This window comes from Pseudomonas sp. NPDC087612, assembly GCF_044743505.1.
Taxonomy (GTDB): Bacteria; Pseudomonadota; Gammaproteobacteria; order Pseudomonadales; family Pseudomonadaceae; genus Aquipseudomonas.
Window position 1 is genome coordinate 225,349 of sequence record NZ_JBIUWO010000007.1, and the last position, 13,909, is coordinate 239,257.

18 protein-coding genes are annotated in these 13,909 nt (G+C 63.0%); 7 read left to right on the forward strand and 11 right to left on the reverse strand.

The annotated features are described in order from the left end of the window. Window positions 1–17 precede the first annotated feature (17 nt). Complete coding sequence (locus ACIOVF_RS16575; protein ID WP_045199564.1) at window positions 18–755, forward strand: hypothetical protein; 738 nt, start codon at window positions 18–20, stop codon at window positions 753–755. Window positions 756–758: 3 nt separating this feature from the next. Here the strand turns inward: ACIOVF_RS16575 and ACIOVF_RS16580 are convergent, their stop codons facing one another. Next, window positions 759–1,616 (reverse strand): SDR family oxidoreductase, encoded by an 858-nt coding sequence (locus ACIOVF_RS16580; RefSeq protein ID WP_045199561.1) that lies wholly within the window; start codon window positions 1,614–1,616, stop codon window positions 759–761. Between the two features lie 195 nt (window positions 1,617–1,811). On the opposite strand from ACIOVF_RS16580, the gene exbB reads away from it, so the two are divergent. The 6 genes from exbB to ACIOVF_RS16610 all read left to right on the forward strand — a co-directional run bounded on the left by exbB (window position 1,812) and on the right by ACIOVF_RS16610 (window position 8,542). Continuing rightward, entirely contained in the window at window positions 1,812–2,801 is a 990-nt protein-coding gene (exbB, locus tag ACIOVF_RS16585; protein ID WP_093377992.1) for a tonB-system energizer ExbB, read from the forward strand. A 3-nt stretch (window positions 2,802–2,804) separates the two neighbouring features. Next, complete coding sequence (exbD, locus tag ACIOVF_RS16590) at window positions 2,805–3,230, forward strand: TonB system transport protein ExbD (protein ID WP_045199557.1); 426 nt, start codon at window positions 2,805–2,807, stop codon at window positions 3,228–3,230. Then, entirely contained in the window at window positions 3,227–3,964 is a 738-nt protein-coding gene (locus tag ACIOVF_RS16595) for an energy transducer TonB (RefSeq protein ID WP_045199555.1), read from the forward strand. The genes exbD and ACIOVF_RS16595 overlap by 4 nt, the downstream gene beginning before the upstream one ends. 93 nt (window positions 3,965–4,057) lie before the next feature. Continuing rightward, window positions 4,058–4,978: a hydrogen peroxide-inducible genes activator gene (locus tag ACIOVF_RS16600; protein WP_045199553.1), complete on the forward strand. Its 921-nt coding sequence runs from the start codon at window positions 4,058–4,060 to the stop codon at window positions 4,976–4,978. A 9-nt stretch (window positions 4,979–4,987) separates the two neighbouring features. Then, window positions 4,988–7,063, forward strand: a complete 2,076-nt coding sequence (gene recG, locus ACIOVF_RS16605) for an ATP-dependent DNA helicase RecG (protein ID WP_401290845.1) — start codon at window positions 4,988–4,990, stop codon at window positions 7,061–7,063. A 78-nt stretch (window positions 7,064–7,141) separates the two neighbouring features. After that, on the forward strand, window positions 7,142–8,542 hold the full coding sequence (locus ACIOVF_RS16610; RefSeq protein ID WP_045199549.1) for an aminoacyl-tRNA deacylase and HDOD domain-containing protein: 1,401 nt from the start codon (window positions 7,142–7,144) through the stop codon (window positions 8,540–8,542). A 22-nt stretch (window positions 8,543–8,564) separates the two neighbouring features. Here the strand turns inward: ACIOVF_RS16610 and ACIOVF_RS16615 are convergent, their stop codons facing one another. The 10 genes from ACIOVF_RS16615 to ACIOVF_RS16660 form a co-directional block, all read right to left on the reverse strand. Next, window positions 8,565–8,939: a helicase gene (locus tag ACIOVF_RS16615; protein WP_045199547.1), complete on the reverse strand. Its 375-nt coding sequence runs from the start codon at window positions 8,937–8,939 to the stop codon at window positions 8,565–8,567. 117 nt (window positions 8,940–9,056) lie between these two features. Beyond that, window positions 9,057–9,446: a hypothetical protein gene (locus ACIOVF_RS16620; protein WP_045199545.1), complete on the reverse strand. Its 390-nt coding sequence runs from the start codon at window positions 9,444–9,446 to the stop codon at window positions 9,057–9,059. Continuing rightward, window positions 9,437–10,444 carry a hypothetical protein gene (locus ACIOVF_RS16625; protein ID WP_401290850.1) on the reverse strand — a complete coding sequence of 336 codons (1,008 nt, stop codon included), beginning with the start codon at window positions 10,442–10,444 and terminating at the stop codon, window positions 9,437–9,439. Before ACIOVF_RS16625 ends, ACIOVF_RS16620 begins: the two co-directional genes overlap by 10 nt. Further along, window positions 10,441–10,971 (reverse strand): hypothetical protein, encoded by a 531-nt coding sequence (locus ACIOVF_RS16630; RefSeq protein WP_052676540.1) that lies wholly within the window; start codon window positions 10,969–10,971, stop codon window positions 10,441–10,443. The genes ACIOVF_RS16625 and ACIOVF_RS16630 overlap by 4 nt, the downstream gene beginning before the upstream one ends. After that, window positions 10,968–11,348 carry a hypothetical protein gene (locus ACIOVF_RS16635; RefSeq protein WP_045199541.1) on the reverse strand — a complete coding sequence of 127 codons (381 nt, stop codon included), beginning with the start codon at window positions 11,346–11,348 and terminating at the stop codon, window positions 10,968–10,970. Before ACIOVF_RS16635 ends, ACIOVF_RS16630 begins: the two co-directional genes overlap by 4 nt. Further along, a complete protein-coding gene (locus tag ACIOVF_RS16640; protein ID WP_045199539.1) occupies window positions 11,345–11,677 on the reverse strand; it encodes a hypothetical protein in 333 nt (110 codons plus the stop codon). The genes ACIOVF_RS16635 and ACIOVF_RS16640 overlap by 4 nt, the downstream gene beginning before the upstream one ends. Then, window positions 11,674–11,892, reverse strand: a complete 219-nt coding sequence (locus ACIOVF_RS16645) for a hypothetical protein (protein WP_045199537.1) — start codon at window positions 11,890–11,892, stop codon at window positions 11,674–11,676. The genes ACIOVF_RS16640 and ACIOVF_RS16645 overlap by 4 nt, the downstream gene beginning before the upstream one ends. Window positions 11,893–12,073: 181 nt before the next feature. After that, the gene (locus tag ACIOVF_RS16650) at window positions 12,074–12,349 is read right to left on the reverse strand and encodes an HU family DNA-binding protein (RefSeq protein WP_003213368.1); all 276 of its coding nucleotides are present in this window, start codon (window positions 12,347–12,349) and stop codon (window positions 12,074–12,076) included. A 187-nt stretch (window positions 12,350–12,536) separates the two neighbouring features. Further along, the gene (locus ACIOVF_RS16655; protein ID WP_093377970.1) at window positions 12,537–13,685 is read right to left on the reverse strand and encodes an NAD(P)/FAD-dependent oxidoreductase; all 1,149 of its coding nucleotides are present in this window, start codon (window positions 13,683–13,685) and stop codon (window positions 12,537–12,539) included. 34 nt (window positions 13,686–13,719) lie between these two features. Then, entirely contained in the window at window positions 13,720–13,887 is a 168-nt protein-coding gene (locus tag ACIOVF_RS16660; RefSeq protein ID WP_045199533.1) for a rubredoxin, read from the reverse strand. Window positions 13,888–13,909 lie beyond the last annotated feature (22 nt).

The following is a 13,909-nucleotide window of genomic DNA, read 5'->3' on the forward strand; positions in this document are numbered from 1 at the left end:
CTGCAAGGACCCCCGCCATGCGCTACGCGCTCGCCCTGTCGCTGCTCGCCACCCTGTTGAGCGGCTGCGCCAGCCACAGCCCGGAAGACCTCAACGGTACCTGGATCAACCAGAACGCCATCGACGCTGCCGCCAAAGGCTCCAACCTGCGCCAGGCCCTGCTCGCCAACGGCCCGAACCTTGAGTGGAAGGTCAACGTTGCCGCCAGCCAGGCCACCTTCAGCAATGGCTTTGAAGCGGGCGACGGCAAGCTCAAGGCGCTCAAAGATGGCCAGTGGGAAGTCGATTTCTACGGTAACTACGCCGAGACGCTGAGCCTGGACGGCGACGAACTGGTTCAAGCGGCCAGTGACGCCAACCCGCAGCAGAGCTTCCAGCGCGCCGAAACCCCGGCACCCATTGATGCGCCAGCTGGCACCACCTTTGAAACCGAGCTGTACAAGGCTTACATGGGTGGCGACTGGAAGATTGTCGAGGGCCCGGGACAGGGTGCAGTGGCGCATTTTCGCGCCAACGGCAGCCTCGACGGCCTGCCCGGCCTGGATCGCTACGCGCTGTGCCTGGCTGGTGATTGCGCGGCCATGAGCGGCGAGCACGACAGCCTGTGGCTGGAACGCAACCAGCAGGGCAACCCGTGGATCTTCAAGCGTGACGGCAAACAGCTGGAAATCTTCCAGGCCGTCAACAAGGCCCAGGCCGACGAGATGCCCGATCTGCAACCTGGCCCTCGTCGCTGGCTGCTTGAGCGTCAGTAAGGGTTAATTGCTTCCGGCAAGGATGGCCGCATAGCCTTCCTTGTAGCTTGGGTACTGTGGCGCCCAGCCCAGTGCCCGGGCCCGGGCGTTGCTGCAGCGCTTGCTGCCGGCACGGCGCACCCGCTCCTGTTCCGACCACTGGGTAACGCCCATGTACTCGCGCAGCCAGGCAACCACGTCAAACAGCGGCGCCGGTGCGTCATCGACACCGATGTAGCAGTCGTCCACAGCCTTGCCTTGCTGATCGCTCTTGAGCAAGAACGCCAGCAGCCCGGCAGCATCTTCAGCGTGAATGCGGTTGCCGTACAGCGGCGGCTCTTCGGTTACTCGATAACCCTGGCGGACCTGGCTGAGCAGCCATTCGCGACCCGGGCCGTAGATGCCCGTAAGGCGCACGATGGTCACCGGGATGCCGCTGGCCAGGGCCAGTTGCTCGGCTTCGAGCATGACCTTGCCCGAATAGCCTTCAGGCGCCACGGCAGCAGTTTCGTCAATCCACTCGCCGTCCTTCTGCGCATACACGCTGCTGCTCGAGACAAACAGCAGGCGCCGCGGCTTTTGCCCGCGCTCGGCCAGCCAGGCCAGCACGTTGCGCAGGCCCTCGACATAAGCGGCCTGATAACCGGCTTCGTCATGCTGGCTGGCGGCAACGCTGTAGACCAGGTAATCCGGAGCGTCAACCGGCCAGTCGGCCGGGCAACGCGAGTCATTCAAGTCGGCAGCGATCGCCGTCACCCCCTCTGGCAATTGGCCAACACTGCGGCGCAAGCCGCTCACCGGCCAGCCAGAGGCCAGCAATTGCTTGGCCAGACGGCCACCGACATCGCCACAACCGACGATCAGAACTGAGGGCGCAGACATCCTGAAACTCCGCAAATCAAAGGCCCAGCCTATCCAAATAAATCGATAGGCGGCTAGCTATGATGGAAAAAAAGTAACTTTATTACTTCTGCTAACAAGAATTACTTGCAATAATGGCCACCCAATTTTGTTCTCGGCCTGTCTCGAGGCCTGGAAGGACAACCACCTCTTTCTTCTTCATCAGGTCAGGCCAGCATGACACGTATCCAACCTTCCGCTTCGCCAACCACGTCGCGCGCATGGCGCGCCGTTGCCGCGCTGATGCTCAGCCTGGTGATGGCACCCGCCGCCCTGGCCGATGAGCCGACCACCGCACCCGCCACTCCAGCCGCCGCCGTTGCACCGGCCGCACCGGGTGCCGAACAGGCTGCTGCGCCGACCGATCCGGCTGCCGCGCCTGCTGTTGCTCCGGTTGATGGCCAGGCCGCCAGCCCTGCTGACGAAAGCGTTGAAGCACTGGTTGAAGATACCAGCCTGGGCATGGCCCACGACCTGTCGCCATGGGGCATGTACAAGAACGCCGACATCGTGGTGAAGATCGTCATGATCGGCCTGGCCATCGCCTCGATCATTACCTGGACCATCTGGATCGCCAAAGGCTTCGAGCTGCTGGGCGCCAAGCGTCGCCTGCGTGGCGAGATCGCCGCCCTCAAGCGTGCCACCACCCTCAAGGAAGCCAGCGACAGCGCCAACAAAGAAGGCACCCTGGCCCACATCCTGGTCCACGATGCCCTGGATGAAATGCGCCTGTCGGCCAATACCCGCGAGAAAGAAGGCATCAAGGAGCGCGTCAGCTTCCGCCTTGAGCGCCTGGTAGCTGCCAGCGGCCGCAACATGAGCAGCGGCACCGGCGTCCTCGCCACCATCGGTTCCACCGCGCCGTTCGTCGGTCTGTTCGGTACCGTCTGGGGCATCATGAACAGCTTCATCGGCATCGCCAAGACCCAGACCACCAACCTCGCCGTGGTTGCCCCGGGTATCGCCGAAGCCCTGCTGGCCACCGCCCTGGGCCTGGTCGCAGCGATCCCTGCGGTGGTCATTTACAACGTCTTCGCCCGCTCCATTGCCGGTTACAAGGCGCAGGTGTCCGATGCCTCGGCCGAAGTCCTGCTGCTGGTCAGCCGCGACCTGGACCATCAGCCAGGCGATCGCGCCGCGGCACCTCACATGGTTAAAGTGGGCTAAGCCATGGGCCTGCATCTTAACGAAGGTGGCGACGACCTCGCCGAAAACCACGAAATCAACGTCACGCCGTTCATCGACGTCATGTTGGTCCTGCTGATCATCTTCATGGTGGCAGCGCCGCTGGCAACCGTCGACATCAAGGTCGACCTGCCAGCCTCGACCGCAAAACCGGCGCCGAGGCCCGAGAAGCCGGTGTTCCTCAGCGTCAAGGCTGACCAGAACCTGTACGTCGGTGACGAGCAGGTCCAGCGTGACCAGCTCGGCGCGATTCTCGACGCCAAGACCAAGGGCGACAAGGACACCACGATCTTCTTCCAGGCCGATAAAGGTGTCGATTACGGCGATCTGATGGAAGTCATGAACACGCTGCGCGCGGCCGGTTACCTGAAAGTCGGTCTGGTCGGCCTTGAGACGGCAGCCAAGAAATGATCAAGACGCGGCATAAGCTGGCGCGTTACAGCAGTAGTCTGGCGATTGTGCTGGGTATCCATGCCGTTGCCGTTTTGCTGACGCTCAATTGGTCGGTGCCCCAAGCGATCGAGTTGCCGCCTGCGGCAATGATGATCGAAATGGCCCCGATGCCCGAACCGGCCCCGCCACCTCCACCCAAGGTGGTCACCCCGCCACAGCCGCCAGCGCCGGTCGAAGAACCGCCGCTGCCGAAACTGGCCGAGGCGCCGAAACCGAAAATCGCCATTGCCAAGCAGGTCAAGCCAAAGGCCAAACCGCAGCCGCCCAAGCCCGAGAAAAAGCCTGAGCCGCCGCAGGAAAAGCCGGCCGACGAGGAAGTGGTCGATACACCGCCAACCACCGCACCGTCGCAAAAATCGGCGGCTCCGGCGCCGAGCATCGCCACCAACAGCAATGCCCTGCCGACCTGGCAGAGCGATCTGCTGCGACACCTGGCGAAGTACAAGCGCTACCCGGAAAACGCCCGGCGCATGCGTATGGAAGGCATCAACCGCCTGCGCTTCGTGGTCGATGGCGAGGGCAAGATCCTTTCCTACGCCCTGGCTGGTGGATCGGGCAGCGCGGCACTGGATCGGGCGACCCTGGAGATGATCCGTCGCGCGCAACCGGTGCCACCGCCGCCTAAAGAACTGCTCAACAACGGCAGCATTGAAGTGATCGCGCCTTTCGTCTACTCGCTGGACAAACGCTAACGCTTTGTTTCTGTCACAAACGAGCAAGTCTGATAACGTGCGTCTATCGATTGCAGCCGCTATGCTGGGGCCGCAACTTCATGGACGCACGTTATGACCCTCACAGAATTGCGCTACATCGTCACCCTCGCCCAGGAGCAGCACTTCGGCCACGCCGCCGAACGCTGCCACGTCAGCCAGCCGACCCTGTCGGTCGGCGTCAAGAAGCTTGAGGACGAGCTGGGTGTACTGATCTTCGAGCGCAGCAAAAGCGCGGTACGCCTGACCCCGGTCGGCGAAGGCATCGTTGCCCAGGCGCAAAAGGTACTCGAGCAGGCCCAGGGCATTCGCGAGCTGGCCCAGGCCGGCAAGAACCAGCTGACCGCCCCGCTGAAAGTCGGCGCGATCTACACCGTCGGCCCCTACCTGTTCCCGCACCTGATCCCGCAACTGCACCGGGTCGCCCCGCAGATGCCGTTGTACATCGAAGAGAACTTCACCCACATCCTGCGCGACAAGCTGCGCAATGGCGAGCTGGACGCAGTGATCATCGCCCTGCCGTTCAACGAAGCCGACGTACTGACCCTGCCGCTGTACGACGAGCCGTTCTACGTGCTGATGCCCAGCGAGCATCCATGGACCCAGAAAGAAACCATCGACGCCAGCCTGCTCAACGACAAGAGCCTGCTGCTGCTCGGTGAAGGCCACTGCTTCCGTGACCAGGTGCTTGAGGCGTGCCCGACCCTGGCCAAAGGCAGCGACGGCGCCAAGCACACCACGGTCGAGTCCAGCTCGCTGGAAACCATTCGCCACATGGTCGCTTCGGGCCTGGGCGTATCTATCCTGCCGCTGTCGGCAGTGCACAGCCACCATTACGCCCCGGGCGTGATCGAAGTGCGCCCGCTGAGCCCACCGGCGCCGTTTCGCACCGTGGCCATCGCCTGGCGCGCCAGCTTCCCGCGGCCCAAGGCCATCGAGATCCTCGCAGACTCGATCCGCCTGTGCTCGGTCGCCAAACCCGCCGCGAGCCAGTAGGAAAGCACCATGCCGGAGTTGTCCCAGGTCTCGGTGACCGCGCTCAAGGGAGTCGGCGAGGCCATGGCCGAAAAACTCGCCAAGGTCGGCCTGGAGAACCTCCAGGACGTGCTGTTCCACCTGCCGCTGCGCTATCAGGACCGCACCCGCGTGGTGCCCATCGGCGCCCTGCGCCCGGGCCAGGATGCAGTGATCGAAGGCGTGGTCAGTGGCACCGACGTGGTCATGGGCAAGCGCCGCAGCCTGCTGGTGCGCCTGGGCGACGGCAGCGGCGTTCTGAGCCTGCGCTTTTACCACTTCAGCAACGCGCAGAAGGAAGGCCTCAAGCGCGGCACCCACCTGCGCTGCTACGGTGAAGCGCGCCCGGGTGCTTCCGGGCTGGAAATCTACCACCCGGAATACCGCGCGCTGACCGGCGACGAGCCGGCCCCGGTGGAGCAGACCCTGACCCCGATCTACCCGACCACCGAAGGCCTGACCCAGCAGCGCCTGCGCCAGCTGTGCCAGCAGAGCCTGGCCCTGCTCGGCCCGCGCAGCCTGCCGGACTGGCTACCGGACGAACTGGCCCGGGATTACCAACTGGCGCCGCTGGACGATGCGATCCGCTACCTGCACCACCCACCGGCCGATGCCGACGTCGATGAGCTCGCCGAAGGCCACCATTGGGCCCAGCACCGCCTGGCGTTCGAAGAGCTGCTGACCCACCAGCTGTCCCAGCAGCGCCTGCGCGAAAGCCTGCGCGCCCAGCGTGCGCCGGTATTGCCCAAGGCCAGCCGCTTGCCCCGGCAGTACCTGGCCAACCTCGGCTTTGCACCAACCGGTGCCCAGCAACGCGTGGGCAACGAGATTGCCTACGACCTCAGCCAGCCGGAGCCGATGCTGCGCCTGGTGCAAGGCGATGTCGGCGCCGGCAAGACCGTGGTCGCTGCCCTCGCTGCCCTGCAAGCGCTGGAAGCCGGTTACCAGGTGGCGCTGATGGCACCCACTGAGATCCTCGCCGAGCAGCATTTCATCACCTTCAAGCGCTGGCTGGAGCCGCTGGGCATCGAAGTCGCCTGGCTGGCCGGCAAGCTCAAGGGCAAGGTACGCAGCAGCGCCCTGGAACAGATCGCCGCCGGCGCCCCGATGGTGGTTGGCACCCATGCCCTGTTCCAGGAAGAAGTGAAGTTCAAGAACCTGGCCCTGGCGATCATCGACGAACAGCACCGCTTCGGCGTGCAGCAGCGCCTGGCCCTGCGCCAGAAAGGCGTGGGCGGTCAACTGTGCCCGCACCAGCTGATCATGACCGCCACGCCGATCCCGCGCACCCTGGCCATGAGCGCCTATGCCGACCTGGACACCTCGATCCTCGACGAATTGCCGCCAGGCCGCACCCCGGTCAACACCGTGCTGGTAACCGACAGCCGGCGCTTCGAAGTGGTCGAGCGGGTGCGCGCGGCCTGCGCCGAAGGGCGCCAGACCTACTGGGTCTGCACCCTGATCGAAGAATCTGAAGAGCTCACCTGCCAGGCCGCCGAAACCACTTACGAGGAACTTAGCAGCGCCTTGGGCGAGTTGCGTGTCGGCCTGATTCACGGGCGCATGAAACCTGCGGAGAAAGCCGCGGTGATGGCCGAATTCAAGCAGGGCAATTTGCAGCTGCTGGTGGCAACCACGGTGATCGAGGTGGGTGTCGACGTGCCCAATGCCAGCCTGATGATCATCGAGAACCCCGAGCGTCTGGGCCTGGCCCAATTGCACCAGCTGCGCGGCCGGGTTGGCCGGGGCAGCGCGGTGAGCCATTGCGTGCTGCTGTATCACCCGCCGCTGTCGCAGATCGGCCGCGAACGCTTGGGGATCATGCGCGAGACCAACGACGGCTTCATCATCGCCGAGAAAGACCTGGAGCTGCGCGGCCCGGGTGAAATGCTCGGCACCCGCCAGACCGGCCTGCTGCAATTCAAGGTCGCCGACCTGATGCGCGACGCTGACCTGCTGCCCGCCGTGCGCGACGCCGCCCAGGCCCTGCTAGCCCGCTGGCCGTCACACGTCAGCCCCTTGCTGGAACGCTGGCTGCGCCACGGCCAGCAATACGGCCAAGTGTGACGCCCGTCCCAGATTGCGGCCAGCCCGGGGTTCAAGCTGGTTATACTCATGCGATTGAAAAAATTTTGGATACAGACCATGACTGAAGTTGCTCTGGACACCGCAACCCCCCACGCTCCGTCTGTTATCCGGTTGCTGCTCGACAAGCTCGGCATCGCCTACCGCGAAGTGACCGACCATCCGCAGCTGCCGGCCGCCGCCAAAGTGCAGGCCGTACTGCTGGACGACGAAGTCGGCGCGTTGATGGTGCTGTTCCCGCAAAACCAGTTGCTCGACCTCAGCCGCCTGACCGAGCTGACCGGCCGCAAGCTGGCTGCGGTACCGCTGGAACGCCTGCGCCACATGCTGGAAAAGCACGGCCTGAAGATCCTCCCGGGGATTCCGGCGCTGACCAGCTCACCGTGCCTGTACGAAGAAAGCCTGCTGCGTCCCGAGCGCCTGCTGATTCACTCCGGTGAAGCCGGGTTGTTGCTGGAGATCGAGCGCGACGACTTCAAGAAGATGCTCAGCAAGGCCAGCGCCGGCAACTTCGGCGAACTGCTGACCAGCATCCGCCCAAATCTCGACCGCCCCCACGACGACCGCGAAGAAATTTCCCAGGCCGTCCAGGCATTCACCGCCCGGCGCATCCAGCAGCGCCTGGAAAGCACCATCGAGATCCCGCCGCTGGCGGAAACCGCGCAAAAAATCATCAAGCTGCGGGTCGACCCCAACGCTACCATCGACGATATCACCGGCGTGGTCGAAACCGACCCGGCCCTTGCTGCGCAAGTGGTCAGCTGGGCGGCTTCGCCCTACTACGCCTCACCGGGCAAGATTCGCTCGGTAGAAGACGCCATCGTTCGCGTGCTCGGCTTTGACCTGGTGATCAACCTGGCCCTGGGCCTGGCGCTGGGCAAAACCCTGAGCCTGCCCAAGGACCACCCGCAACAGACCACGCCGTACTGGCAGCAATCGATCTACACCGCTGCGGTGATCGAGGGCCTGACCCGGGCCATGCCACGGGCCGAGCGCCCGGAATCGGGCCTGACCTACCTGGCCGGGCTGCTGCACAACTTCGGTTACCTGTTGCTGGCGCATGTGTTCCCGCCGCATTTCTCGCTGATCTGCCGGCACCTGGAGGTCAACCCGCACCTGTGCCACAGCTATGTCGAGCAACACCTGCTGGGCATTAGCCGCGAGCAGATCGGCGCCTGGCTGATGCGCTACTGGGACATGCCGGATGAGCTGTCCACCGCCCTGCGCTTCCAGCACGACCCGACCTATGCCGGCGACTGCGCCGCCTTCCCCAACCTGGTGTGCCTGGCGGTACGCCTGCTGCGCTCGCGCGGAATCGGCTCGGGGCCGCAGGAAAGCATCCCCGACGAGCTGCTCGAGCGTCTGAACCTGACCCGCGAAAAAGCCGAGGACGTGGTCAACAAGGTGCTGGAAGCCGAAGCCATGCTGCGTGAGCTGGCCTCGCAATTCAGCCAGCATTGAGGCGTAAGCCTGACCTTGGCGGTCAGGCCTTCTTTTTCGGCTTCAGGTACTTCATCAGGCCCTGGAACCAGATCACCAGCGCCGGGTTGCCCTTGATCTGGATGCTTTTGTCCTGAATCCCCTGCATGAAGGCCAGTTGCTTGTTCTTGGCCTGCAGGGTGGCAAAACCGAACGCGGCATCCTTGAAGGCGATAGCGAAAGCTGGCGCAGGGTGAGTGCCGGATTTGCTGCTGATCCGCAGGTCCTTGACGATGAAATGGCGCGCCGCCTTGCCATCGAGGGTCTGCAGCTGGAACACCAGGTCCTTGTCGGCCAGTTGCTGCTGAAAGGCAGGGTTGTTGCGGCTGGCTTTGGCCATCAGCAGGCCCATGGCCCAAAGGAGAAAGCGAAACTTCATGTGCACGCCTCGGCTAAAAAGTGACTGGCGAAGCAGTTTATAGTCTCGCTACAAAAACGCCATAGTTCTCTGCGCTTTACCCGATGATAGCCGCCGTTGGCCTTGTAACCGGGTTATTCACTGACGCCTGAACCTGCTCAACGCGTACAGAATCAACTGGTTCGCGCCGACAGCCGCCAGTGCCGTAGACAACCCCAGCACGCTGCAAAACATTGCGCGCAGCGGATGCTGGGGCAACAGGTAGAGCAGGATTGCGGCAGGAATGGCCGCCGCCAGCAGCAACCGCCACTTGAGCCGCGGCACCAGCGCGATCGCCAGGTTCATCAACACCACGAAGTAGAAGATCAGGTACATGCCCATGCCGATCGCGACGCCGCGTGACATCAGCCCGCCGGCCATCTGCCGGTACATTGTCATGCCAGTGTTGTGCAGCCACAGGTAAGTGACAATGGCCAACAGGTGCACAACCAGGGCGATTGCCAGGCGGTAAGGGCGAGTTACAAGCATTTCTGTGTCTCGTCTTCGACCACGCCTTTGTCGCTCAGGCGCTTGATACCGTCCACGGCGCTGTCGCGGTAACCGCTGGCCTCCAGTGCCGCTTGCTGGTAGCACGCCATGGCGCGGTCATTGTCCTGCTGGCCAAGCTTGCCTGCCTCGTAGGCAAAGCCAAGCTCCACCAGCCCCCGCGGCGACTCCAGCTTCGCCGATTGGCGCAAGGCTTGAATCGCTTTGCCCGGGTCCTGGCAGACCCGGTCCTCGGCATACTCTTCGCCGTAGCAAACGAAGTGCGCCAGCATGGCCCCGGCGTCCCGTTCAGTGACCATCGCCGCCTCCAGGAGCTGCACGATGGTCGAGTCCGGCAGCCGTTCGGCATCCCCTGAAAAAATCAGGATGACCGCCTGGACCGCGGCCTCGTTGTTGCCCTTGGCAGCGGCACTGAGCAGGCTGTTGAGGGCGGCGTTCATCAGTTGCCCAGGGTTGTCGTAGAGCCCTGCCCTGCCCAGATTCTCATAGAGCCTGGCGCGCTCGACATCCAGCTCGCCGGCAACCTTCTCCTGGCGCCCGGTAAAGAAGCCCGCCAGCGACCAGTCATCGATCCGCTGTAACACCCAGCATTGGCCGCGGGTAAAGGTATAGACCTTGAGCAGTTCGCCCTTGGTGTCGTGCAACACCACTTGCCGGCTACCCTCCTGCTCGACCACCAGCCCCAGCGCGGCACGCTTGGCCGGCTGTAGCAAGGCCAGCGACGGGCGCTGCTCCGGGGCCAGCTTGCGGATCGCCACACGCGGTTGCTTGCGACCGGGGTAGATCCGCTGCTCGATCAGCGGGTCAGCCACCAGCGACTGCTGCAGCGCTTCGCTCTGGGCAAAAGCGGCGAAAAAGGCGCCAAAATCGTTGTCGGAGCAGTCCGGCATGTCCGCCGGGGCACCAGCGCAGGTTGTCGCCCCGGCCAGCAGCAGGAACGAGCAGAACCACTGCCGCCACGTCGTCGCAAAGCCTTTCATGGTTTGCCTCTGTCGATCAGCTGTTGAGTGGGAGTACACCAGTAGTCACTGAAACCCAGCCAGTAACCCAGCACATCGCGGATAAAGCGCAGGACGTTTTCCGGCTTGCGGCAATCGGCTTGCTCGTCGGCCACGTCATAGGGCGTATTGCTGATGAAGTAGTTGAGCCAATGGGGATTCCAGTTGGGTATGGCGATCTCGATATGCCCATCAGCCTTGTACAAGCTGATCCAGACGATGCCGACAGTGCCGTTGTCTTCGTAATCGCGCATATCCAAAGAGGTCTGCGAGAACAGCGGCGTGCGGTAAACCTGCTTTTGATTGCTGCGGTCAATGAAACGCAGGTAGGCCAGGTCATCGAAAGGCACCAGCCAGCCACCAACCGGCACATTCTCCATGAGATAACGGCCCGATTCGCTGACCACCCTGACTTCGCCTGGCCGGTCGATCAATACCTGGATGTTGTGTCCCACCCAAAGTACCAATGCCCCAACCATCGCCAGGGCAAAATAGTGCCTACGTTTCAAGACCGATCCTTGTTGAATACATTCAGCCGGCCCAACCAGTGGGCAATCATTATCGCCAGGAAAGTCAGACCACCGGCCAGCGGGCTGAAAAACATCGTACGCACCGGGTGATCCGGCATCAGCCAGTAGATGATCAACGCCACCAGCGCGCCATTGATCATGAGTTTGTGTTTGAGCCTCGGCACGAAAACGATCACCAGGCTGAAGATCACCATCACATCGAACACCAGCCAGAAAATCGCGCCAGACGCCACGCCGCGGGCGGTGAAGCCGCCGTAGATCTGCTTGTAGTAATGAACCCCGATGTCGTTGAGCACCAGGAACAGGAAGCAAGCCAGCGCATGCACGGCCAGGGCGATCAGCCAGCGTTTGATCATCGGGAGTTTCCTTGCAAAGCCTGGCACCAGCTGCGCACATCGTTCCTGTCGAAGCCCGGGCAGTTGTTGTCGCGGGGGATATAGCGATAGGGGTGCGCGGCTTCGTAGGTGAAGTGGTAGTAGTTGTGCTTGTCCTGGCCGTACAGCCAGTAGGACGAGGAGCCCTGGGAAATCTGGTAGGGCTCGAAGGTCAGCATTGAGGATTCGGCGGGGATGAAGTTGTCAGGCTCCATCCACAGCAGCAGCGCGTTCGAATACAACGGCGTGGTCACGCCTGGCAGCAGCAGGAGTACCAGCAACGCCAGGGCCAACCCTTTGCCTTTGCTCATGCCGGCGGCAGGTTCGCATAGTAGGAACCCACCAGTTCCATGACCACCACGGTGGTCAGGCAAATGAACGTCAGCAGGCGATGCCAGAGCTGGTCACGCCAGCGTCGGTGCAGGCTGGTGAGTATCAATATCAGGCAGACAAAGGCCAGGCTGCCGAACAGGTCGCTGTCGGCAACGCCCGCCAGGTAGTTGGGCAAGGTCAAGCCGTCATACATGGCGTTGCCCTGCGCTAGCGGTTAGTGCGAATCCTTCGGTCTTCATCACGGCCCTCCCTGGACACTTCCCCGTCCTTGCGACGGCGGCCGCGTATGCTAGCCAGATGCCAGGGCGGCGGCAATAAAAAACGGGCACCTTGTGCGGTGCCCGTTTTTCACTGCAATCGATCTGTGCGAGGCATCACGGATTGACGCTGTCCTTCAGGGATTTGCCTGGTTTGAAAGCAACGGTGTTGCTGGCCTTGATCTTGACCGGCTCGCCGGTTTGCGGGTTTTTGCCCGTGCGGGCACCGCGGTGGCGCTGCAGGAAGGTACCGAAGCCGACCAGGGTCACGCTGTCCTTGCGGTGCAGGGCGCCGGTGATTTCTTCGAGCACGGCGTTGAGCACGCGGTTGGCTTGCTCTTTGGTGAGATCAGCCTTTTCCGCAATGGCGGCGGCGAGTTCTGGTTTACGCATAGTGAAGCCTCTTTGACGGTTTTTTTGTTGTTATGCCGTGCTGCTCTTGAAGAACAGCGCCCAAGGCACCGCAGGCTCTAAACTGCGGCAGACGGAGTGAGAATGGCATGCCCTCAGGGGCCGCGCCAGTCTCTGGGCGGCCATTGTTGGGGCAAAGGCAGGGGAAATCCGACAGAACGCCGGTTATTTACGCCATCAGCGCCGGAAGTTGCCGATTTAGAGCCAGCTTGTCCATGACGGCGGTGCCGGTCAGGGCATAGCCCAGCAGTTGGCCGTCTGCGTCATGGCAGAGCACCTTGAGGTCGGCGCCCTGGCCTTCAACGCTCCACTGGCCCTCACGGCCATGGGGCACAGGCGACACCACCAGCGGGCAGGCCGGGGTTTTAACCGTAACCGGCATCGGCCCGTAGGCGACCGCTGTCGGGTTGCCGGCCAGGGTTTGCGCCAGCGCCCGGGCGCAACTCATCAACGGCATCACATACAGCAGATTGAGGCCATCGACTTCGGCGCAATCACCGAGGGCGAAGATGTTGGCGTGGGAGGTACGCAGCTGGCGATCAACCACTACGCCGCGATTGACCTGCAACCCCGCAGCCGAGGCCAGGTCGATGCGTGGGCGCAGGCCAACAGCCGAAACCACCAGGTCGCAAGCAATCACGCTGCCGTCGGACAAGTGCGCTTCCAGGCCCTGCTCCAGCCGCTGCAGGCGGGTCAGTACCGGGCCCAGGTGGAAACGCACGCCCAGCTCTTGAAGGCCGGCCTGAACCGCGGCTGCCGCCATCGGGTGCAGCAAGGTCGGCATGACCTGCTCGCACGGCGCCACCAGCTCGACCTGATAGCCACCCAGGCTCATGTCGTTGGCGAACTCACAGCCGATCAGGCCGGCGCCGAGGATCAGCACCCGTTGCTTGCCAGCGGCGGCGGCGCGAAAACGCGCGTAGTCCTCGAGGTCGTTGATCGGGAAGATCAGCTCGCCCGCATCGCCTTCGACCGGCACCCGCACGGTTTCAGCGCCCCAGGCCAGGATCAGGTCGCGGTAGTGAACCTGCTCTTCACCGATCCACAGGCGTTTGTGGCCCGGGTCGATGCCGCTGATGCGGGTGTGGGTGCGCACCTCGGCCTTGAGCTGCTCGGCCATGGCGCCGGGTGCGGCCATGCTCAGGCCGTCGGCGTCCTTGTTCTTGGCGAAACCGGTGGAAAGCATCGGCTTGGAGTAGGAACGGCCGTCGTCGGCGGTAATCAGCAACAACGGCGTATCGCCGTCGAGCTTGCGAAACTCGCGAGCCAGGTTGTAACCCGCCAGACCTGTACCGACAATCACCACTGGAGCCGTCATGCGCTGCCTTCCTTGAAATCTGATTGAAATGTGATCAGTTGATTTCGATCATCTCGAAATCCATCTTGCCGACACCGCAGTCCGGGCACAGCCAGTCTTCGGGTACGTCTTCCCACCGGGTGCCTGGAGCGATGCCGTCGTCCGGCCAACCGTCAGCTTCGTTGTAGACCAGGCCACAGACAATACATTGCCACTTTTTCATAACGCACTTCCTCGAAAGACTC